The 20014-nt window shown below is 73.1% G+C and carries 20 protein-coding genes and 1 tRNA gene; 6 read left to right on the forward strand and 15 right to left on the reverse strand.

The window, feature by feature from the left end; translation table 11 throughout:
* The first annotated feature begins 87 nt into the window (after positions 1 to 87).
* Together DER29_RS07400 and DER29_RS07405 are read left to right on the forward strand one after the other, a co-directional pair.
* Complete coding sequence (locus DER29_RS07400; RefSeq protein ID WP_121396676.1) at positions 88 to 1722, forward strand: glycoside hydrolase family 13 protein; 1635 nt, start codon at positions 88 to 90, stop codon at positions 1720 to 1722.
* A gap of 177 nt (positions 1723 to 1899) precedes the next feature.
* Positions 1900 to 2271 (forward strand): VOC family protein, encoded by a 372-nt coding sequence (locus DER29_RS07405; RefSeq protein WP_121396677.1) that lies wholly within the window; start codon positions 1900 to 1902, stop codon positions 2269 to 2271.
* Between the two features lie 39 nt (positions 2272 to 2310).
* Here the strand turns inward: DER29_RS07405 and DER29_RS07410 are convergent, their stop codons facing one another.
* From DER29_RS07410 to DER29_RS07435, 6 genes are all read right to left on the reverse strand, one after another.
* A complete protein-coding gene (locus DER29_RS07410; RefSeq protein WP_121396678.1) occupies positions 2311 to 2751 on the reverse strand; it encodes a hypothetical protein in 441 nt (146 codons plus the stop codon).
* 90 nt (positions 2752 to 2841) lie between these two features.
* Positions 2842 to 3210: a GntR family transcriptional regulator gene (locus tag DER29_RS07415; protein ID WP_233599671.1), complete on the reverse strand. Its 369-nt coding sequence runs from the start codon at positions 3208 to 3210 to the stop codon at positions 2842 to 2844.
* 14 nt (positions 3211 to 3224) lie between these two features.
* Positions 3225 to 4148, reverse strand: coding sequence for a YihY/virulence factor BrkB family protein (locus DER29_RS07420; RefSeq protein ID WP_121399068.1), 924 nt, complete (start codon positions 4146 to 4148; stop codon positions 3225 to 3227).
* Positions 4149 to 4306: 158 nt separating this feature from the next.
* The gene (locus tag DER29_RS07425) at positions 4307 to 4864 is read right to left on the reverse strand and encodes a 2'-5' RNA ligase family protein (protein ID WP_121396680.1); all 558 of its coding nucleotides are present in this window, start codon (positions 4862 to 4864) and stop codon (positions 4307 to 4309) included.
* Positions 4865 to 4910: 46 nt separating this feature from the next.
* A complete protein-coding gene (gene trpS, locus DER29_RS07430) occupies positions 4911 to 5936 on the reverse strand; it encodes a tryptophan--tRNA ligase (protein WP_121396681.1) in 1026 nt (341 codons plus the stop codon).
* 33 nt (positions 5937 to 5969) lie between these two features.
* Positions 5970 to 6905, reverse strand: a complete 936-nt coding sequence (locus DER29_RS07435) for a hemolysin family protein (RefSeq protein ID WP_233600020.1) — start codon at positions 6903 to 6905, stop codon at positions 5970 to 5972.
* A gap of 265 nt (positions 6906 to 7170) precedes the next feature.
* On the opposite strand from DER29_RS07435, the gene galE reads away from it, so the two are divergent.
* On the forward strand, positions 7171 to 8154 hold the full coding sequence (gene galE, locus DER29_RS07440; protein WP_121396683.1) for a UDP-glucose 4-epimerase GalE: 984 nt from the start codon (positions 7171 to 7173) through the stop codon (positions 8152 to 8154).
* Positions 8151 to 9311, forward strand: a complete 1161-nt coding sequence (galK, locus tag DER29_RS07445) for a galactokinase (protein WP_121396684.1) — start codon at positions 8151 to 8153, stop codon at positions 9309 to 9311. The genes galE and galK overlap by 4 nt, the downstream gene beginning before the upstream one ends.
* A gap of 33 nt (positions 9312 to 9344) precedes the next feature.
* Here the strand turns inward: galK and DER29_RS07450 are convergent, their stop codons facing one another.
* The 9 genes from DER29_RS07450 to DER29_RS07490 all read right to left on the reverse strand — a co-directional run bounded on the left by DER29_RS07450 (position 9345) and on the right by DER29_RS07490 (position 18002).
* Complete coding sequence (locus DER29_RS07450; RefSeq protein ID WP_121396685.1) at positions 9345 to 10649, reverse strand: sulfate adenylyltransferase subunit 1; 1305 nt, start codon at positions 10647 to 10649, stop codon at positions 9345 to 9347.
* Complete coding sequence (cysD, locus tag DER29_RS07455) at positions 10649 to 11560, reverse strand: sulfate adenylyltransferase subunit CysD (protein WP_121396686.1); 912 nt, start codon at positions 11558 to 11560, stop codon at positions 10649 to 10651. The genes DER29_RS07450 and cysD overlap by 1 nt, the downstream gene beginning before the upstream one ends.
* Positions 11561 to 11640: 80 nt before the next feature.
* Positions 11641 to 12474: an inositol monophosphatase family protein gene (locus DER29_RS07460; RefSeq protein ID WP_121396687.1), complete on the reverse strand. Its 834-nt coding sequence runs from the start codon at positions 12472 to 12474 to the stop codon at positions 11641 to 11643.
* Positions 12475 to 12595: 121 nt separating this feature from the next.
* A complete protein-coding gene (gene pth / locus DER29_RS07465) occupies positions 12596 to 13186 on the reverse strand; it encodes an aminoacyl-tRNA hydrolase (protein ID WP_121399069.1) in 591 nt (196 codons plus the stop codon).
* A gap of 105 nt (positions 13187 to 13291) precedes the next feature.
* Complete coding sequence (locus DER29_RS07470; RefSeq protein WP_121396688.1) at positions 13292 to 13981, reverse strand: 50S ribosomal protein L25/general stress protein Ctc; 690 nt, start codon at positions 13979 to 13981, stop codon at positions 13292 to 13294.
* A gap of 398 nt (positions 13982 to 14379) precedes the next feature.
* Positions 14380 to 15360, reverse strand: coding sequence for a ribose-phosphate diphosphokinase (locus DER29_RS07475; RefSeq protein WP_121396689.1), 981 nt, complete (start codon positions 15358 to 15360; stop codon positions 14380 to 14382).
* A gap of 55 nt (positions 15361 to 15415) precedes the next feature.
* Entirely contained in the window at positions 15416 to 16951 is a 1536-nt protein-coding gene (glmU, locus tag DER29_RS07480) for a bifunctional UDP-N-acetylglucosamine diphosphorylase/glucosamine-1-phosphate N-acetyltransferase GlmU (protein WP_370040046.1), read from the reverse strand.
* A gap of 105 nt (positions 16952 to 17056) precedes the next feature.
* Positions 17057 to 17128 (reverse strand) — tRNA-Gln (locus DER29_RS07485).
* A gap of 7 nt (positions 17129 to 17135) precedes the next feature.
* Positions 17136 to 18002 carry a helix-turn-helix domain-containing protein gene (locus tag DER29_RS07490; protein ID WP_121396691.1) on the reverse strand — a complete coding sequence of 289 codons (867 nt, stop codon included), beginning with the start codon at positions 18000 to 18002 and terminating at the stop codon, positions 17136 to 17138.
* Between the two features lie 133 nt (positions 18003 to 18135).
* Here DER29_RS07490 and DER29_RS07495 point away from each other — a divergent pair, with 133 nt between their 5' ends.
* Positions 18136 to 19092, forward strand: a complete 957-nt coding sequence (locus DER29_RS07495; protein ID WP_121396692.1) for an acyl-CoA desaturase — start codon at positions 18136 to 18138, stop codon at positions 19090 to 19092.
* A gap of 229 nt (positions 19093 to 19321) precedes the next feature.
* The gene (locus DER29_RS07500) at positions 19322 to 20011 is read left to right on the forward strand and encodes a TetR/AcrR family transcriptional regulator (protein ID WP_121399070.1); all 690 of its coding nucleotides are present in this window, start codon (positions 19322 to 19324) and stop codon (positions 20009 to 20011) included.
* Positions 20012 to 20014: the final 3 nt, after the last annotated feature.

Genomic DNA, 20014 nt, shown 5'->3' on the forward strand with positions numbered 1-20014 from the left:
GCGGGCGGCATTCTGCTCAGACACCGCCCCCGCACCCGCACGCGCCGGGTGCCGCCGTCCCGCGCCACAGAACGGGGAACGCCACCGATGACCGTCAGCAACCCCACGCCGCTGACCTCCGACGACGACTGGTGGCGTTCCGCGGTCGTCTACCAGGTCTACGTACGCAGCTTCGCCGACTCCAACGGCGACGGCGTCGGCGACCTCCAGGGCATCCGTGAGCGCCTGCCGTACCTGCGCGACCTCGGGGTGGACGCGCTCTGGCTGACCCCGTTCTACACCTCGCCGATGATCGACGGAGGGTACGACGTCGCCGACTACCGCGACGTCGACCCGATGTTCGGCACCCTCACCGACTTCGACGCCATGATCACCGACGCGCACGCCCTCGGCCTGCGGATCATCGTCGACCTGGTGCCCAACCACACCTCCAGCGCGCACCCGTGGTTCCAGGCGGCGCTGGCCGCCGGCCCCGGCTCCCCCGAGCGCGCGCGCTACCTCTTCGCCGAGGGCACCGGCGAGCACGGCGAACTGCCCCCGAACGACTGGGAGAGCATCTTCGGCGGCCCCGCCTGGACGCGGATCGACGACGGCCAGTGGTACCTGCACCTGTTCGACCCGGCCCAGCCGGACCTGAACTGGCGCCACCCGGAGGTCCGGACCGAGTTCGAGGGCGTCCTGCGCTTCTGGCTCGACCGGGGCGTGGACGGCTTCCGGATCGACGTGGCGCACGGCATGATCAAGGCCGAGGGGCTGCCGAACGTCGGGTTCAGCTCGATGACCACCGGTCAGCGCCAGGCGGAGCTGCTCGGCAAGGGCCGGCTCCCCTACTTCGACCAGGACGAGGTGCACGACATCTACCGCGCCTGGCGGCCGATCCTGGACAGCTACCCGGGCGGCCGGATGGCGGTCGCCGAGGCGTGGGCCGAGACCCCGCAGCGCCTCGCCCGCTACATCGGCCCGGACGAGCTGCACCAGGCGTTCAGCTTCGACTTCCTCGACGCGACCTGGTCGGCCGACTCGTTCCGCAAGGTCATCGACACCGCGCTCGCCGAGTCGACCATCGTCGGCGCGCCCACCACCTGGGTGCTGTCCAACCACGACAAGCAGCGGCACGTCACCCGCTACGGCGACGGCGCCGAAGGGCTGCGCCGGGCGCGGGCCGCCACCCTGCTGATGCTCGCCCTGCCCGGCTGCGCCTACATCTACCAGGGCGAGGAACTGGGCCTGCCGGAGGTGCTCGACCTGCCGGACGAGCTGCGCCAGGACCCCGCGTTCCTGCGCACCGGGCAGAGCCGGGACGGTTGCCGCGTACCGATCCCGTGGAGCGGCGAGCTGGCCCCGTACGGCTTCGGGCCGCAGGGCAGCGAGCTGAGCTGGCTGCCGGCCCCCGCGACCTGGCGTGGCCTCTCGGTCGCCGCCCAGGCCGGCGTGCCCGGCTCGACGCTGGAGCTCTACCGCACCGCGCTGCGGATCCGCCGGGAACACCCGGCGCTGGCCGCCGACGCGGGCGGGGTCACCTGGTTGGAGGCCGGGCCGGGAATGCTCGCCTTCAGCCGCACCGCCGGCGACACCGTGCTGACCTGCGTGGTCAACATCAGCGGTGCGCCGGCCCTGATCGACGGGTACGGCGCGCCGATCGCCGCCAGCGAGCCGCTCACCGGGCAGGGCTCCGGCCATCTGCTCGGAGTCGACGCGGCGGCCTGGTTCGAACGGCGCTGAGCGGGTAACCCGTCATCGACCTGGTCGTCCGTTGTGCCCCGCGCCGACGGGCGACTGGGCTACCGACCCCTTGTGGTGGGGGGTGAGGTGGCGCCGGCGCCACCGGAGTCCGCTCCGGCGGCGCCGGCGTCCATCGGGGCACGTGTCGCCCCCGGCCCCTGCGGGTACGGCAGGCCCATGGTGGTTCGCGTCGCGCAGTACACCCTCGACGTCGTCGATCTCGACCTGATGGCCGGCTTCTGGGCGGCGGCGCTCGGCTACGCCGTCGACGCCGGCGGCGACGGCAGCGCGAAGCTCCATCCCCCGGACGACCGGGTCGGGGCTCCCACCGTCTGGTTGCAGGGCTCCGGCACGCCCAAGCACGGAAAGAACCGGCTGCACCTGGACGTGGTCGCCGACGGCGATCCGGCGGACGAGGTGAGCCGGTTGATCGGGCTCGGCGCCCGGCCCACGGACGTGGGGCAGCGCGGCGACGAGGGGTTCACGGTGCTGGCCGACCCCGAGGGCAACGAGTTCTGCGTGCTGCACAGCTCGCCCCACCGCCGCTGACCCGCGCAGCCGGGCGGCCCCGGCTCCGCCCGGACCGGCTCAGGCGCCGCCGGTGAGCTTGGCGGCGATGCGCCCGAAGCCCGCCCGCAGCTCGGCCTCGGTGGGCGGGGCGAGGGGCTCCGCCCGGTCGGCCTCCTCGGCCGCCGCCTCCAGTTCCTCGTCGATGGTGTCCTCGAAGTCGCCGTAGAGGTCGGCCTGGTCGAACTGCGCCGCCTCGTCCTCGGCGGCGACCTGTGCCGCGGCGATCTCGCCCCGGATCTCCTCGGCCGAGACCGCGGGCAGCAGCGGCTCGACCACCGCCATCAGCTGCTCCTCGGCGACGATCGCCTCGGCCAGCGCGAGGGCGTGCGGCCGCTCGTAGGGGCCGCAGACCACCGGCTCCCACTCGTCGGCGTCGCCGAGCGGGCCGAAGGTGATGATCCACGGCAGGCCGAGCATCGGCGAGTCGTCCGGCAGGTCCAGTGTCACGAGTGCGCCCACGCGCCCATCATGGTCCGTCGCGCCACGGCACAGGGAGGCATTCGCCCCTATTCACCGCCGCCGTGGCTGTCGGGATTCCGCCGCGCGGCGTCAGCCCGGTCGCGTCGCGTCCAACGCCGCGCGGACCAGGGCCAGCGCCGCCGCGGGCGGCACGCCCAACCGGGCGGCCTCGGCGGCGTAGTCGGCCGCCACCCGCTGCAACCGGTCCGTCGCATCATCGCGCCCGGGTGCGACGAAGGTGCCGTGCCGGCCGCGGGTCTCCAGCAGACCGGCCGTCTCCAGTTCCCGGTAGGCCCGGGCCACCGTGTTGGCCGCCAGCCCCAGGTCGGCCGCGAAGCGTCGGACGGTGGGCAGCCGCGTGCCCACCGCCAACCGGCCCGTCCCGATCAGCTCCGCGAGCTGCCCGCGCACCTGCTCGTACGGCGGCACCGCCGAGCCCTGGTCGACCGAGATCCGCACGCCCGCTCCCCCACTCATCCGGCCCCGCCCGGGGCGCCGGGATCCGTGTCCGCGTCCAGGTCCACCGGCGCCGGGCCCTCCGCCAGGTCCACCACCCGCCCGCGCGGGCTGGTCGCGGCCAGCGCCGCGCCGAAGAGCACCAACTGGTTGAGCAGGTAGAGGTAGAGCAGCAGCCCCACGGCGCCCGCCACCACCGTGTACGCCGGGTTCCGCTCGGTGCGCACCACGTAGAAGCGCCCGACGGTGTTCAGCAGCGTGATGCCGACCGCGACCAGCAGCACCACCGGGCGCAGTCGGGCCCGGCTCATCCGCAGCCTCGGCACCGCCACCAGCAGCAGGGTGGCCAGCACCGCGTTGACCAGCACGCTGAGCACCGCGCTGACCGTGGTCAGGCCGACCGAGCCGGTGCTGCGCAGCAGGAAGCGCAGCAGCGACTCCAGGGCGTCCACCGCCGCCACCGAGACGCCGAGCAGCACGAAGATGACCACCAGCACGCCCAGGTCGACCAGGCGGCGGACCACCAGGTTGCCCGGTTGCTGGTTGAGCCCGTACATGAGCCGCTGGGAGGAGCGGATCGCCTCCACCCAGCCGATCCCCGTGAACGCCAGGATGATCAGGCCGACCACCCCGACCGTGCCGCTGCTGTCGGCGATCTGCACGGGGTCGAGGAACGGCAGGTTCTCCCGGAGGAAGTCCGCGGCGGCCGCGCTGACCTCGTCGTTGTCCTCCAGGATGGCCCCGAAGATCGAGTACCCGACCAGCGCCAGCGCGAAGACCGCGAAGAAGCCGTAGTAGGCGATGGCGGCGGCCAGCCGCCCGCCCAGCACGTCGTTGTAGAGCACGCCGGCCCGCCACAGGTGGTCGGCGGCGCCCCACCGACGGCGCATGGCGCTGATCCGACGGTCGATGCCCGCCTCGATGCGGCCCAGCACGTTCACGCCGTCATCCTCGCCGATCTCCCGCCCCCGCGCCGGCAACCGGCCGCCGGCCCGCACCGGGCGGCGGCCACGCGGCACGAGGCGGCGTCGATCGTACGGCGTGGGTCGGCGTCGGCACGGTGGACGCCGTGGCGCTCGTGGCGCACCCGGGCGACCGCTCAGCCGCCCAGCCGGAAGTCCCGGCGCGGCTGCCACCGGGTCTGCCCGCTGTGCGAGAAGAGGGTGAACGCCTCGACCTCGAACATGGCCGAGAAGTCGGCCAGGTCCTCGTACGCCCGGTCCAGCGCCTCCGGCGCGACGTCCTGCGCGACCGTGACGTGCGGGTGGTACGGGAAGCGTGTCTCGCGGTGCAGCTCGGGGGCGGCCCTGATCGCGGCGGCGAGCAGCTCGCACTCGCTGATCCCGGCGGCCACGGCCACGAAGACGACCTGGGTCACCGGCCGGAACGTGCCGGTGCCCCGCAGGTGCAGGGTGAACGGCAGGTGGGCGGCGGCGACCGCGCCGAGGTGCCGTTCCACCGCCGGCAGCGTCGCCACCGGGATCTCGGTCGGCCCGAGCAGGGTCACGTGGGCGGGCACGACCCGCGGGTCGCCGGCCTCGACGCGCCGCCGGGTGAGCATGCCGCCCCACGGCTCCGGGATGTCGACCGCGATGCCGATCTCGATGGTGTCGCCGGCGTCCGGCGCCCCGTCCCTGCGATCCACGCTGTCCGTCATCCCTCCGGCCACCGGCCCGTCCGCCCTCACCCGTCGCGCCGGGGCGCTACTCGCCGCGCACCGGCGGGAAGAAGCCCACCCGCTCGTACACGGTGCGCAGCGTCGCGTCGGCGGTCGCGCGGGCCTTCTCCGCGCCGGCGACGAGCAGCTTGTCCAGCTGCGCCGGGTCGTCGAGGTAGGTCCGGGTGCGCTCCTGGACCGGGCCGACGAACTCCCGCACCACCTCGCCGAGGTCCTTCTTCAGGTCGCCGTAGCCCTTGCCGGCGTACGCGGCGACCAGGTCGTCGACGCTGCGCCCGCTCAGGGCCGAGTAGATGGTCAGCAGGTTGGAGATGCCGGGCTTGGTCTCGGTGTCGAAGACGATCTCCCGACCCGTGTCCGTGACCGCGGAACGGATCTTCTTGGCCGAACGGGCCGGATCATCCAGCAGGTTGACGATGCCGGCCGGCGACGAGGACGACTTCGACATCTTCGCCGTCGGGTCCTGGAGGTCGGTGATCTTCGCGGTGTCCTTCACGATGTGCGGCGCGGGCACCGTGAGGGTCGGCCCGAACAGCGAGTTGAACCGCTGGGCCAGGTCGCGGGAGAGCTCCAGGTGCTGACGCTGGTCCTCGCCCACCGGCACGGCGTTGGCCTGGTAGAGCAGGATGTCGGCGGCCTGCAGGATCGGGTAGGTGAACAGGCCGACGCTCGCCCGCTCGCCGCCCTGCTTCTGCGACTTGTCCTTGAACTGCGTCATCCGGCTCGCCTCGCCGAACCCGGTGATGCAGCCCAGCACCCAGGCGAGCTGCGAGTGCTCGGGCACCTGCGACTGCACGAAGACCGTGCTGCGCTCGGCGTCGAGGCCGACGGCGAAGAGCTGGGCGGCCGCCATCCGGGAGCGCTGCACGAGCGTCTTCGGGTCGTGCCCCGCGGTGATCGCGTGCAGGTCGACCACGCAGTAGTAGGCGTCGTGGGTGTCCTGCAACGCCACCCAGTGCCGCACGGCGCCCAGGTAGTTGCCGAGGTGGAACGAGTCGGCCGTCGGCTGGATGCCGGAGAAGACGCGGGGGCGGGCGGGTACGTCGGGCATGGCGGCAATTCTGTCAGCAAGACCCGGTGCGCGTCATGACGGGCCGGCGGGTCGGCTCCGCCCCGTCGGTGCCGGGGCGGCGACCTCGCGCCGTGGCTCCGGCAGGCGCCCGGCGGTGACCGTGAGCCGGGCCACCCGTCGCCCCTCCAGCGTGAGCACCCGCAGCAGCCACCCGCCGGACGGGTCGTCGGGTTCCGCGCGGCCGTCGCCGGCCGGGCCGGCGGTCACCGGCACCTCGTCGCCGGCGACCGGGAGCCGGCCCAGCGCGGCCATCACGAAGCCGCCGACGGTCTCGTACGGGCCGGGCGGCAGGCTCACGCCGGTGTGCTCGGCGAAGTCGGCGAGGTTGAGCCGGCCGTCCACCACGGCGGGCAGGCCCGCGTGCACCGGGTCGGGGGCGGTGTCGTACTCGTCGTGGATCTCCCCGATCAGCTCCTCGATCAGGTCCTCCAGGGTGACGATGCCGGCGGTGCCGCCGTACTCGTCGACCACCACGGCGAGGTGGTGGCGTTCCCGGCGCATCTCGCTGAGCGCGGCGAGCACCCGTTTGCTGCCGGGCAGCCGCTTCACCTCCCGGGCCAGCTCGCCGACGGTGGTGCGGGGGTCGAGGTCGGGGTGGAGCAGCACGTCGCGCAGGTGCACGAAGCCGACCACGTCGTCGTGGGTGCCGTCGATGACCGGGTAGCGGGTGTGCGTCTCGGCCCGGACCAGCCGCTCCGCCTCGGCGATGGTGAGCCGGGCGGAGAGGAAGACGACCTCGGTGCGCGGCATCATCACCTCGCGGACGAGGCTCGCGCCCGCGACCAGCACCTCGTCGATGATGCGGCGCTCGACCGGGTCGAGCAGGGTGTTGGCGGCGACCAGGTCGCGCAGCTCCGCCTCGCTGATCCGCTCCCGGCCGGCCGCCGGGCTGGCGCCGAGCAGGGCCGTCACCGCCCGGGTGGCGGCGTCCGCGGCGCGCACCACCATCCGGGCGACGGCCCGGGGCAGCGGCCCCGGCTCGCGGCGTGACCGGCTCCGGGCGCGTCGCCGCAGCCCGGGAGCACCCGCTTCCCGCATGACAGTGATGGTAGACAGCACCGGGCCGGCAGGCTGTCCATGTTCGGGTCTGTTCGAAGTTGGGGAATCATGATGGAATGGCAAGGTCGCCGACGGAGGGCGGTCCCCGCACGACCGGCCGTAGGGTGATCACGACACGGGCCGCGACCGGGCGGCCAGGCAGGAGGAGACCGACGTGAAACTGCTCGTCACCGGCGGCGCCGGCTTCATCGGCAGCGTGGTGACCCGGATGCTGCTCGACGCGGGCCACGAGGTGGTGGTGCTCGACGACCTGCGCACCGGCCACCGGGAGGCGCTCGCCCCCGACGCCACGTACGTCGACGCGTCCGTCCACGACGCCGCGCGGGTGCTCACCCCCGGCGCGGGCTTCGACGGGGTGCTGCACTTCGCCGCGCTGATCGCCGCCGGCGAGTCGATGACCAGGCCCGAGCTCTACTGGCACGCCAACACGGTCGGCTCGATCGCCCTGATCGACGCCGTCCGGGCCGCCGGCGTGCCCCGCCTGGTCTTCTCCTCCACCGCCGCCGTCTACGGCAACCCCACCGAGCTGCCGATCCCGGAGACCGCGGTCAAGGCCCCCACCAACACCTACGGCGCCACCAAGCTCGCCGTCGACATGGCCCTCACCTCCGAGGCGATCGGGCACGGCCTGGCCGCCGTCTCGCTGCGCTACTTCAACGTCGCCGGCGCGTACCTCGACGGCGACGTCGCGCTCGGCGAGCGGCACGACCCCGAGACCCACCTGATCCCGATCGCGCTGGAGGTGGCCGCCGGCCGGCGGGAGAAGCTCCAGCTCTTCGGCGACGACTACCCGACCGTCGACGGCACCTGCGTGCGCGACTACATCCACGTCGCCGACCTGGCCCGCGCCCACCTGCTGGCGCTCGACGCCGCGACCGCCGGCCAGCACAGGATCTACAACCTGGGCAACGGCAACGGCTTCACCAACCGGCAGGTGGTCGACGTGGTCCGCGAGGTCACCGGGCACCCCGTGCCGGTCGAGGTGGCACCGCGCCGCGAGGGCGATCCCGCCGAGCTGGTCGCGTCGTCCGCACTCGCCCGCGAGGAGTTGGGCTGGGTGCCGCAGAAGCCGACCCTGCCCGACATCGTCGCCGACGCCTGGGCCTTCTACCGCACCCACATCGTGGGGCCGCGATGACCGACGACGTCGCGACCCGCGCCACCGCCGGCTTCCGTTCGGCGTACGGCGAGCCGCCCACCGGCCGCTGGGCGGCTCCCGGGCGGGCGAACCTCATCGGCGAGCACACCGACTACAACGACGGCTTCGTGCTCCCCTTCGCCCTGCCGCTGCGCACGGTGGTGGCAGCCGCCCCGCAGCCCGGCGACACCTGGACGGTCTGCTCGGAGCTCACCGGCGAGACGGTCACCTTCGGCGCCGACGAGCTCGCCGGGCCCGGCCGCGTCGACGGCTGGGGGGCCTACGTGGCGGGGGTCGTCTGGGCGCTGCGGGAGGCGGGGCACGCGGTGCCCGGCGCGCGCCTGGCGATCGCCTCCGACGTGCCGCTGGGCGCCGGGCTGTCCTCCTCGGCGGCGCTGGAGGCCGCCGTGCTGGCCGCCCTTGTCGACCTGGGCGGGCTGGACCTGCCCGCCGAGCGGCGGCCCCGGCTGGCCCAGCGCGCGGAGAACGACTACGTGGGCGCGCCGACCGGGATCATGGACCAGTCGGCGGTGATCCGGTGCCGCGCCGGGCACGCGCTCTTCCTGGACTGCCGCGACGAGTCCGTCGAGCAGGTCCCCTTCGACCTGGACGCCGCCGGCCTCGCCGTGCTGGTCGTCGACAGCCGGGCCCCGCACCGGCACGCCGACGGCGAGTACGCCGCCCGCCGCGCCTCCTGCGAGCGGGCGGCCGGGCTGCTCGGCGTCGCGGCGCTGCGGGACGTCCCGGCCGACGGGCTGGCCGACGCCCTCGCCCGACTCGACGAGGACGAGACCCGCCGCCGGGTACGGCACGTCGTCACCGAGAACCAGCGGGTGCTCGACACCGTCGCGCTGCTGCGCGCCGGGCGGGTACGCGAGATCGGCCCGCTGCTGACCGCCTCGCACGCCTCGATGCGGGACGACTTCGAGATCACCGTCCCGGAGATCGACACGGCCGTCGAGGCGGCCCTGGCCGCCGGGGCGCTCGGTGCGCGGATGACCGGCGGCGGCTTCGGCGGCTGCGTCCTCGCCCTCGTCGACGCGGAGCGGGCCGACGCGGTCGCCGCCGCCGTCACGGCCGCGTACGCCGAGCGGGGCTTCGCCGCGCCCGGCCACGTCACCGTCCTGCCCGGCCCGGGCGCGGCCCGGCTGGACTGACCACGGTGGGCGGTCACCCGCCCACCGTGGGGGTCACTGCGCCTCGACGATCATCCCCGCGCCGACCGTACGGTTGGTGGCCTCGTCGATGATCACGAAACCGCCGGTGGTGCGGTTGCGGCGATACTCGTCCGCGAGCAGCGGAACGGTGGTCCGCAACCGCACCCGGCCGATCTCGTTGAGCCCGAGCCCGTCGGCGGACTCGTCGCGGTGCAGCGAGTTGACGTCCAGCCGGTAGTGCAACCCGCGCACGATCGCCCGCGCGGAGCGGGTGGTGTGCTTGACGGCGTACCTGCCGCCGACCTGGAGCGGACGGGTCTCGTCCATCCAGCACACCATCGCCTCGATGTCCTGGGACACCGCCGGGGCGTTGTTCGGACGGCAGATCATGTCGCCCCGGGAGATGTCGATCTCGTCTTCCAGCCGTACGGTCACCGACATCGGCGGGAACGCCTCCGCGACCGGCCCGTCGGCGGTCTCCACGGCGGCGATCCGGCTGGTGAACCCGGACGGCAGCACCATCACCTCGTCGCCCGGCTTGAGCACGCCGGAGGCGACCTGGCCGGCGTAGCCCCGGTAGTCGGTGACGGTGGTCGACTGCGGGCGGATCACGTACTGCACCGGGAACCGGACGTCGACCAGGTTGCGGTCGCTCGCGATGTGCACCCGCTCCAGGTGGTGCAGCAGCGACGGGCCCTCGTACCAGGGCATGTTCTCCGACCGGGAGACGATGTTGTCGCCGCGCAGCGCCGAGATCGGCACCACCGTCAGGTCGGGCACGTCGAGCTTCGCGGCGAACGCGGTGAACTCGTCCGCGATCCGCTCGAAGACCTCCTGCGACCAGTCGACCAGGTCCATCTTGTTGACGCAGAGGACCAGGTGCGGCACCCGCAACAGCGAGCAGAGGAACGCGTGCCGGCGGGACTGCTCGACCAGGCCCTTGCGGGCGTCCACCAGGATCAGCGCCAGGTCGGCCGTCGACGCCCCGGTGACCATGTTCCGGGTGTACTGGATGTGCCCCGGGGTGTCCGCGATGATGAACTTCCGCCGGGGGGTGGCGAAGTAGCGGTACGCCACGTCGATGGTGATGCCCTGCTCGCGCTCGGCCCGCAGGCCGTCGGTGAGCAGCGCCAGGTTGGTGTACTCGTCGCCCCGGGCGGCGCTGACCGCCTCGACGGCGGCGAGCTGGTCGGTGAAGAGCGACTTCGTGTCGTAGAGCAGCCGGCCGATCAGGGTCGACTTGCCGTCGTCGACGCTGCCGGCGGTGGCGAAGCGCAGCAGGTCCATCGGCCTGCCGGGCGTCTCGGTGGCCGCGGGCGCCACGGTCTCGGTGGTCATCAGAAGTAGCCCTCCCGCTTGCGGTCCTCCATGGCGGCCTCGCTGACCCGGTCGTCGCCCCGGGTCGCGCCGCGCTCGGTGATCCGGGTGGCGGCGACCTCCTCGATGACCTTCTCGACCGTGTCGGCGTCGGAACGGACCGCCGCCGTGCAGGACGCGTCGCCCACCGTCCGGTAGCGCACCCGCGCCTTGAACCGGTCCTCGCCCGCCCGGGGACGGAAGAACTCGTTGACCGCGTAGAGCATCCCGTCGCGCTCGACGACCTCGCGCTCGTGGGCGTAGTAGATCGACGGCAGGGCGATGCGCTCGCGGGCGATGTAGTGCCAGACGTCCAGCTCGGTCCAGTTGGACAGCGGGAACACCCGGATCGACTCGCCCGGGTGGTGGCGGCCGTTGTAGAGCGACCACAGCTCCGGGCGCTGGTTCTTCGGGTCCCACTGGCCGAACTCGTCGCGGAAGCTGAACACCCGCTCCTTGGCGCGGGCCTTCTCCTCGTCGCGGCGGGCGCCGCCGAAGAGCGCGTCGAACCGGTGCTTCTCCACCGCCTCCAGCAGCACCGGCGTCTGGATCCGGTTGCGCATCCCGTCGGCCGACTCCCGCACCAGCCCGCTGGCCAGCGCCTCCGGCACGCTCGCCACCACCAGTTGCAGCCCCAGCTCGGCGACCCGCTGGTCCCGGTACTCCAGGACCTCGGGGAAGTTGTGCCCGGTGTCCACGTGCATGACCGGGAACGGGATGTTGGCCGGGGCGAACGCCTTCTGGGCCAGCCGGAGCATCACGATCGAGTCCTTGCCGCCCGAGAAGAGCAGCACCGGCCGCTCCATCTCGGCGACCACCTCGCGCATCACGAAGATGCTCTCGGCCTCCAGCGCGTCGAGGTGCGACACCTGGTAGGCGGCGGGGGCGGTCATGACACGGGCTCGCTTCGCTCGAATCCGCTCATCGTATTCCAGACCTTTCCGGTCGGGCATGCCAAGAAGTGCCGATCAGGCTACCCGGAATGACGCTGCAACGCTGCAAGCAACCGACTGGCGAGATCCTTGCGGCAGACCAGCAGGTCCGGCAGGCGCGGATCCGCCTCGTTGTATCTCAGCGCAGAACCGTCGATCCGGGAAGCGTGCAGCCCGGTGGCCGTCGCCACAGCGACCGGCGCGGCCGAGTCCCACTCGTACTGGCCGCCCGCGTGGATGTAGGCGTCCACCTCGCCGGTGACCACCGCGGCGATCTTCGCCCCGGCCGAGCCCATCGGCACCAGGTGCGCCCCGACGTCCTCCGCCAGGTCGGTCAGGAACACCGGCGGCCGGCTCCGGCTCGCCGCCAGGCGGATCGTCCGCCCGCCGGGGGCCGCCGCCGCCTCCAGGGTCAGCGGCGGGTACGCCGGCGGATAGTCGGTGCCCAGCACCCGTTGCTGCGCCGGCAGCCCCACCGCGCCCGCCACCAGCCCATGCGGCGTCGGCGCGTTGCGCGCCCAGAGCGCCACGTGCACCGCCCAGTCCGAACGGCCCTCCTCGGAGAACTCCCGGGTGCCGTCCAGCGGGTCGATGATCCACACCCGGTCGGCGGTCAGCCGGGACACCGCCTCGGCGTTCACCTCCGCCGCCCACGCCAGCCGCGAACCCTCGTCCTCCTCGGAGAGGACCGCGTCACCCGGCCGCCACTTCGCCAGCTCGGTGCGGATCAGGTCGTGCGAGACCTTGTCGCCCGCCGACTTCAACGCCCCCGCGTCGGCGAAGCCCATCTCGGACCGCAGGGCCAGCAGCGCCTGACCGGCCCGCGCCGCCAGCCACCGGGCGAAAGCGCCGTCGATCATCGGAGGACTGCCCATGACTCCTGCTCCCGTCGCCTCGCCGTGCTCCACGCCCGGCACGCCGCCGCCGACGACCCGCCCGACGGTCGCGTCGCGCCGAAAGGCGAAGACTACCGGCCCCCGTCGCCCGACCCGGCGCTCACACCCCGTGGTAGAGGTTCTGCGTCGGCTCCACGCCCCTGGTGATCACCGACTCCACCACATCCGCGGCCCGGTCCACCAGGAACTCCAGCTCCTTGCGCTCGGCCGCGCCGAAATCCGACAGTACGTAGTCCGCCGGGTCCTGCCGCCCCGGCGGCCGGCCGATGCCGAACCGCACCCGGACGTACTCCTTCGTGCCCAGCGACTTCGACATCGACCGCAGGCCGTTGTGCCCGCCCTCGCCACCGCCGCACTTCACCCGCAGCTGGCCGTAGCCGATGTCCAGCTCGTCGTGCACCGCGACCACCCGGCCCGGCGGCACCTTGTGGAACTGGGCCAGGCCGGTCACCGGTCCGCCGGAGAGGTTCATGTACGTCAGCGGCTTGACCAGCACCAGCTTCGGCCCGCCGAGCCCGAGCCGCCCCTCGGCGACCTCCGCCACCGCCCGCTTGTGCCGGCCGAACTTCGCGCCGAGCCGGCCCGCCAGCAGGTCGGCCACCATGAAGCCGACGTTGTGCCGGTTGCCGGCGTACTCCCGACCCGGGTTGCCCAGGCCGACCACCAGCCACGGCCCCGTCTCGTCCGTCACGCCCCGCCCCTCCCGCTGCTCGCCGTCACCCGCCCGCCCGGCCACCGATACGCCGACAGGCGCCCCCGACCGCGCGGGGACGCCTGTCGCAACGATGCGGACCGGTCAGGCCTCGGTCTTCGCCTCGGCGTTCTCCTCGCCCTCCGCGGCCGGCGCCTCGGCGGCCTCGGCGGTCTCCTCGCCGACACCGGCCTCGGCCTCCTCGGCGGCCTCCTCGACCTCGGGGAGGGTGGCCTCGAGCTGCTCGGCGGTCGGCGCGGCCGTCACCGAGGCGACGGTCTGCTCCGAGTCGGCGGCCAGCTCGACGCCGGCCGGCAGCTCCACGTCGCCGGCGGTGACCTGGGTGCCGGCCTCCATGCCCTCGATCGAGGCCTCCAGGTGGTCCGGCACCTTGGTGGCGTCGGCGGTGACCGACAGGGTGTCGTGGTCGTGCACGATCAGGGTGTCCTTCGCGGCCTCGCCGGTCAGCTGGACCGGGACCTCGACGGTGACCTTCTCGCCCCGGCGGACCAGCAGCAGGTCCACGTGCTCGAAGGTGTCCTTGATCGGGTCACGCTGGATCGCCTTCGGCAGCGCCAGCACCTGGGTGCCGTCGCTGACCTCGATCGCGAAGAGCTGGTTGGCGCCGCCCTTGCGGATCGCGGCGGCGAACTCACGGGACGGCAGCGCGATGTGCTTGGGCTTCTCGCCGTGGCCGTAAAGCACGGCGGGCACCTTGCCGGCCCGGCGGGTACGACGGGCACCACCCTTGCCGAACTCGGTACGGGGCTCGGCGCTGATCTTTACCTCGGACACGGGAAAACTCCTGATGCTTTCGCTGCGGCGGCTTGTCGTCTGGCGGTGCTGGGGCGAGGGGCTCGCTGGGGCTCATGCGTCGAGAACGACTGCCCGGAGCACCGCGTCGATGACGGTGCCTCCGTGCGGCGCTTTTCAGCGGCCCGCCGGGCACCCTCGCCGTGGCAACCGCACCAGTCTACCCGAGCTGATTCCGCGCGCTCCGGCAGTCCCCTTATCACCGTTCCCGCAGGCCCGCAGGGCGATCCGGGCCCGCCCCGGCGACACCCGCCGCCGGCCGCCGCGCGCCGCCGCCGCAGGGGTCGCCGGTGCGGCCTCCACGCCCACGGCCGGTCGGCGCGGAGACGCCGCCGACGCCGGACCGGAGGGCGTGCCCGCCCGGCCCGGGCGTCAGACGGTCAGCTCAGTCCACCGAAGAGGGTGGTCACCGAGCCGTCGTCGAAGACCTCACGGATCGCCCGCGCCAGCAGCGGCGCGATCGACAGCACGGTGATCTTGTCGAGCTGCTTCTCCGGCGGCAGCGGCAGCGTGTTGGTCACCACGACCTCGCTGATCGGGCTGTTCTTCAGCCGCTCGGTCGCCGGGTCGGAGAGCAGCGCGTGGGTCGAGGCGACGATGACGTCCGCCGCGCCGGACTCCCGGAGGATGTCCGCCGCCTTGCAGATCGTGCCGCCCGTGTCGATCATGTCGTCGACGATCAGGCAGACCCGCCCCTCGACCTCACCGACCACCCGGTTCGCCACGACCTGGTTCGGCTTGAGCGGATCCCGGGTCTTGTGGATGAACGCCAGCGGGCAGCCACCCAACCGGTCCGTCCACCGCTCCGCCACCCGCACCCGGCCCGAGTCCGGCGCGACCACCGTCATCGGGCGGCCGGCGTACTTGTGCTCGACGTACTCGGCGAGGATGTCCATCGCGAAGAGGTGGTCGACGGGGCCGTCGAAGAACCCCTGGATCTGCGCGGTGTGCAGGTCGACGGTGAGGATCCGGTTCGCCCCGGCCGTCTTCAGCAGGTCCGCCACCAGCCGGGCCGAGATCGGCTCCCGGCCGCGGTGCTTCTTGTCCTGCCGGGCGTACGGGTAGAACGGCAGCACCACGGTGATCCGCTTGGCCGAACCGCGCTTCAGCGCGTCGATCATGATGAGGGTCTCCATGACCCACGTGTTGACCCCGTGCGTGACGGACTGCACCACGAAGGCGTCCGAACCGCGCACCGAGTCCTTGAACCGTACGAAGATCTCACCGTTGGCGAACTCGTACGCGTCGGCCGGCGTCGGCGCGACGCCGAGCACCTCACCGATCTCCTTGGCCAACTCCGGAAAGCCACGTCCGGAAAAAAGCATCAGGCTCTTGCGGTTTTCGGCGACGATGCTGCCCATGGGCCCGTCTGCTCCCGTTGGTCGGTGGTACCCGGCGGTGGTGGTGGGCCGGGGACTATTCGGTTGCAGTATCCCCCGCGCCCGAGGCCGACCCGACCGGCTCGGCATCCCCGTGGATTGCCTCACCTTCACTTGCCCGGGATCCCGGCGCCGACGCATCCTCATCGGCCGCCCGGGCCCGCGCCGCCGCCTCCGCCGAGGCCGTACCGGCCCGCTTGCGGGCCACCCAACCGTCGATGCTGCGCTGCGGCGCACGGGTCACCCCGAGCGCACCCGGCGGCACGTCCTGCGTGATCGCGCTGCCCGCCGCCACGTACGCCCCGGCGCCCACCTCGACGGGCGCGATGAGGCTGGTGTCGCAGCCGATGAACGCGGCCTCGCCGACCGTGGTGCGGTGCTTGTTCACCCCGTCGTAGTTCACGAAGATCGTCGCCGCGCCGATGTTCGCCTTCGCGCCGATCGTCGCGTCCCCCACGTACGACAGGTGCGGCACCTTCGCGCCCGCGCCCACCTCCGAGTTCTTCACCTCGACGAACGTGCCGACCTTGGCCTTCTCGGCCAGCCGGGCGTCCGGCCGCAGGTACGCGTACGGCCCGACGCTGGCGCCCGGACCGACCTCCGCGCCCACCGCGTGGCTGCGCAGCACCGTGGCGCCCGGGCCGACGACGGTGTCGATCAGCGTCACGTCCGGCCCGACCACGGCGCCCGTGCCGACCACCGTGCCGCCGCGCAGCTGGGTGTTCTGGTCGACCACGGCGTCCCGGTCAAGGGCCACCGTCACGTCGATCCAGGTGGTGTCCGGGTCGAGCAGGCTGACCCCGGTACGCATCCACGCCTCGTTGACCCGGTCGCGCAGCAGCCGGCGCAGGGCGGCCAGCTCAACCCGGTCGTTGCAGCCCAGCGTCTCCACGTGGTCCGCCGCCACGTGCACCGCCACCGGCTCGCCGGCCGAACCCAGCAGGGCGAAGACGTCGGTCAGGTACTCCTCACCCTGGTCGTTGTCGGTCGACAGCTTGCCCAGCGCGTCGCGCAGCCGGGCGGCGTCGAACGCGTAGATGCCGGCGTTGATCTCCCGGATCGCCCGCTGCGCCCCGGTCGCGTCGCGCTCCTCGACGATCTGCTCGAGCCGCCCGTCGGCGTCGCGCACGATCCGGCCCAGGCCGGTCGGGTCGGGCACCTCGGCGGCGAGGACGGTCGCCGCCGCGCCCGCGCCCTCGTGCGCCTCCACGAGCGCGGCCACCGTCTCCGGGCGCAGCAGCGGCACGTCGCCATTGATGACGACCACGGTGCCGGTGGCCTCCGGCGCGGCGTCCAGCGCGATCCGGACGGCGTGCCCGGTGCCGAGCTGCTCGGCCTGGAGCACCGGGGTGGCGTCGGGGGCGATCTCGGCGAGGTGCGCGCGGACCTGGTCGGCGCCGTGGCCCACCACGACCACGGTGCGGTCCGCGGCCAGCGGCGCGGCGGCGGCGAGCACGTGGCCGACGAGGGTACGGCCGAGCAGCGGGTGCAGCACCTTGGGCAGCGCCGACTTCATCCGCTTGCCCTCACCGGCGGCGAGCACGACAACGGTGCGGAGGTGGGGCTGGGACACGACACGGGCTCCCGTCGGGACGGCGAACAGTCTCGCGGCCATGCTAACCAGACGGCGAGCCGCCGTTCGGCACGGCCACACGAATGCCGGGAGATGCGGTGTGAGCTGGGGTGCCTGGATTCGAACCAGGAGCTCAAGGCTCCAAAGGCCTGCGGGTTGCCGTTACCCCACACCCCATAAAATGTCAAGCGTCGCTTGCCGTCAATTCCGGTTCGCGCCGCCCGACGGTCTGGAACAGCTCGGCGATCATACCTTCGATCCGCCAGTAGAGCTCGCGGCTGCGGGGCACGGTGATCACCAGGCAGCCACGATAGTCGTCCCCGACGTTGCGCCGCACCGTGGCCGCACGGTGTTTTTTGAGATTGGCGCGCTGGAAACGCTCGACCGGCAGGTCGAGTTTCCGCACCCACCATTTCACCGCCGCGTCGAGGTCGGCCGTCTCGTGGATGCTGACGCGATAGCCGGGGACGGCCCGATCGATCCCGCACACCTCAAGGAAACGCAGGAAGAGCGCGAGCAGCCCCGGATCGCTGTTGACGAACTGGAGGCGGTCGTCGCGCCGCCACGGCTTCGACTTCGTCCCCTCACACCAGTAGACCGCCGCACCGAGGAGCAGGAGATCCCGGTCGGCGAGCGACCCGACCAGGCCGGCCGCCCGCTCGCGCTCCGCAGCCCGGGCCGCGTCGCGGGCCGCGCGGTGCGCCGCCCACCGCGCCTCGGTCATCAGCGCCGCATGGGCCCGGCGGCGCTCGGCGCCCGGCCCTTCCTCGGCCAACGGCAGGTGCCGGACCCACTGGTAGGCGGTCGACTTCGCCACGCCGAGCTGACGGGCGATGTCGTTGACGGAGTGCCCCTCGGCGCGCAGCTCGACCGCCGCCGCTCTGAGATCGTCCTTGGCGTTGGGTCGGCGGGACCGCTCGGGCGCCGGAACGCCCCGGAGCAACTCGTGGACGCGGTTGCGGCCGAGCCCCGTGCGCGCCCGGATCTCCCGGACGGAAAGCTGCTCGGCGGTGCGCAGCCGCCGCACCTCGTCGGCGATCGGATCGGTCATGAGCAGCAGCTTAGAACAGGCGTACGACACTCCAGACATTCATTCCCGACGCTGTCCCGTGCGCACGCGGGGAACCTAAGTTACGGTGACGTAGGCGTAGCTTCGTGATCATCGCGTCCCTCTGCGAGGTGCCATGTCCGCCACGTCCCTCGACCCGACCGCCGGCCCGAAGCCCCTCACCCAGGGCACCCAGTCGCGGGGCATCCTCATCGCCCTCTGGGCGTTCGTGGTGATCCCCTTCCTGGCCCTCCTCGCCGCCGTACCGGTCGCCTGGGGTGGCTGGCTGAGCTGGACCGACGTGGCCGTCACCGGGTTCTGGTACGTGGTATCCGGGCTGGGCATCACGGTCGGCTACCACCGGTACTTCACGCACGGGTCGTTCAAGGCGAAGCGCTGGCTGCGGATCGCGCTGGCGGTGTCCGGCTCACTCGCGGTGCAGGGCGAGATCATCCAGTGGGTGGCCGACCACCGGCGCCACCACGCCTTCTCCGACCTGGAGGGCGACCCGCACTCGCCCTGGCGGTTCGGGGAGAGCGTCCGCGGCCTGACGAAGGGCCTGTTCCACGCGCACGTCGGCTGGCTCTTCGGCCGCGAGCTGTCCAACCGGAAGCGGTTCGCCCCGGACCTGCTCGCCGACCGGGACATCACCCGGGTGGACCGGCTGTTTCCGCTGCTGGTGGTGGTCTCGGTGCTCGGCCCCGCGCTGATGGGCGGCCTGCTCACCTGGTCGTGGCGGGGAGCGCTGTCCGCGCTCTTCTGGGCCGGCCTGGTGCGCATCGCGCTCCTGCACCACGTGACCTGGTCCATCAACTCCGTCTGCCACGTCTACGGGGAGCGGCCGTTCGCGATGCGCCAGGGCGACCGCGCGTCGAACTTCTGGCCGCTGGCGATCGTGTCGTTCGGCGAGAGCTGGCACAACCTGCACCACTCCGACCCGACCAGCGCCCGGCACGGCGTACTGCGCGGCCAGGTGGACATCTCGGCCCGGGTGATCTGGCTGTTCGAGAAGCTCGGCGCGGCGTGGGACGTGCGCTGGCCGAAGCCCGAGCGCATCACGGCGAAGCTCGTGGAACCGGCCGCCGGGCGGTAGAGCGGGCGATGGGCGCGGAGGTCGCCTGGCAGGATGGCCGGGTGACCGAGCGAAGCGGGTGCGGCGCCGGGTGGCCCGGCGGCACGGGGGCGGGGCCCGACGCGGATACGGTCGCAGGGGGCGGCGGCGCCACCCGACCGACGACCGGCGAGGGGACGACGTGACCCAGCACGGCGGCGGCACCATCGGACGACAGGGCGTCACCGAGCGCCGGCGGAGTGACGAGAACATGGCGGATGTCCCTGGCAGCGACGGCACGACCGGCCGGCGGCGGGCGGTTCCCGCCGCGGCCCCCAAACCCTCCTCACGCGTACGCATGTCGGCGGCCCAGCGCCGGGAGCAGCTGATCTCGACCGCCCGGCAGATCTTCGCCGAGCGCGGCTTCGACGCCACCTCCATCGAGGAGGTGGCGGCCCGCGCGAAGGTCTCCAAGCCGGTGGTCTACGAGCACTTCGGCGGCAAGGAGGGGCTCTACGCGGTGGTGGTGGACCGGGAGGTCCGCGCCCTGCTGGACCGGATCACCACGGCCCTGACCGCCGGGCACCCGCGCGAGTTGCTGGAGCAGGCGGCGCTGGCCCTGCTGACGTACATCGAGGAGGAGACCAGCGGCTTCCGGGTGCTGGTGCGGGAGTCGCCGGTGCTGTCGGCGGCGGGCAACTTCAGCAGCGTGATGAACGACGTGGCGCACCAGGTGGAGCACATCCTGGGCGCCGAGTTCTCCAGCCGGGGCTACGACCCGAAGCTGGCCGAGCTCTACTCGCAGGCGCTGGTGGGGATGGTGGCGCTGACCGGCCGCTGGTGGCTGGAGGTGCGCAAGCCGCGCAAGGAGACGGTGGCGGCGCACCTGGTCAACCTGGCCTGGAGCGGGCTGTCGCACCTGGAGGCGAAGCCGAGCCTGATCACGGTGCGGGGCCGCTGACCT

Source organism: Micromonospora sp. M71_S20, from assembly GCF_003664255.1.
Classification (GTDB): domain Bacteria; phylum Actinomycetota; class Actinomycetes; order Mycobacteriales; family Micromonosporaceae; genus Micromonospora.

Coding starts and splice junctions, on each gene's coding strand:
- DER29_RS07400 (WP_121396676.1), top strand. CDS start 88: ATGACCGTCAGCAACCCCACGCCGCTGACCTCCGACGACGACTGGTGG.
- DER29_RS07405 (WP_121396677.1), top strand. CDS start 1,900: ATGGTGGTTCGCGTCGCGCAGTACACCCTCGACGTCGTCGATCTCGAC.
- DER29_RS07425 (WP_121396680.1), bottom strand. CDS start 4,864: ATGACGGACAGCGTGGATCGCAGGGACGGGGCGCCGGACGCCGGCGAC.
- trpS (WP_121396681.1), bottom strand. CDS start 5,936: ATGCCCGACGTACCCGCCCGCCCCCGCGTCTTCTCCGGCATCCAGCCG.
- DER29_RS07435 (WP_233600020.1), bottom strand. CDS start 6,905: ATGGTGGTGCGCGCCGCGGACGCCGCCACCCGGGCGGTGACGGCCCTG.
- galK (WP_121396684.1), top strand. CDS start 8,151: ATGACCGACGACGTCGCGACCCGCGCCACCGCCGGCTTCCGTTCGGCG.
- DER29_RS07450 (WP_121396685.1), bottom strand. CDS start 10,649: ATGACCACCGAGACCGTGGCGCCCGCGGCCACCGAGACGCCCGGCAGG.
- cysD (WP_121396686.1), bottom strand. CDS start 11,560: ATGACCGCCCCCGCCGCCTACCAGGTGTCGCACCTCGACGCGCTGGAG.
- DER29_RS07460 (WP_121396687.1), bottom strand. CDS start 12,474: ATGGGCAGTCCTCCGATGATCGACGGCGCTTTCGCCCGGTGGCTGGCG.
- DER29_RS07475 (WP_121396689.1), bottom strand. CDS start 15,360: ATGGGCAGCATCGTCGCCGAAAACCGCAAGAGCCTGATGCTTTTTTCC.
- DER29_RS07490 (WP_121396691.1), bottom strand. CDS start 18,002: ATGACCGATCCGATCGCCGACGAGGTGCGGCGGCTGCGCACCGCCGAG.
- DER29_RS07495 (WP_121396692.1), top strand. CDS start 18,136: ATGTCCGCCACGTCCCTCGACCCGACCGCCGGCCCGAAGCCCCTCACC.
- DER29_RS07500 (WP_121399070.1), top strand. CDS start 19,322: ATGGCGGATGTCCCTGGCAGCGACGGCACGACCGGCCGGCGGCGGGCG.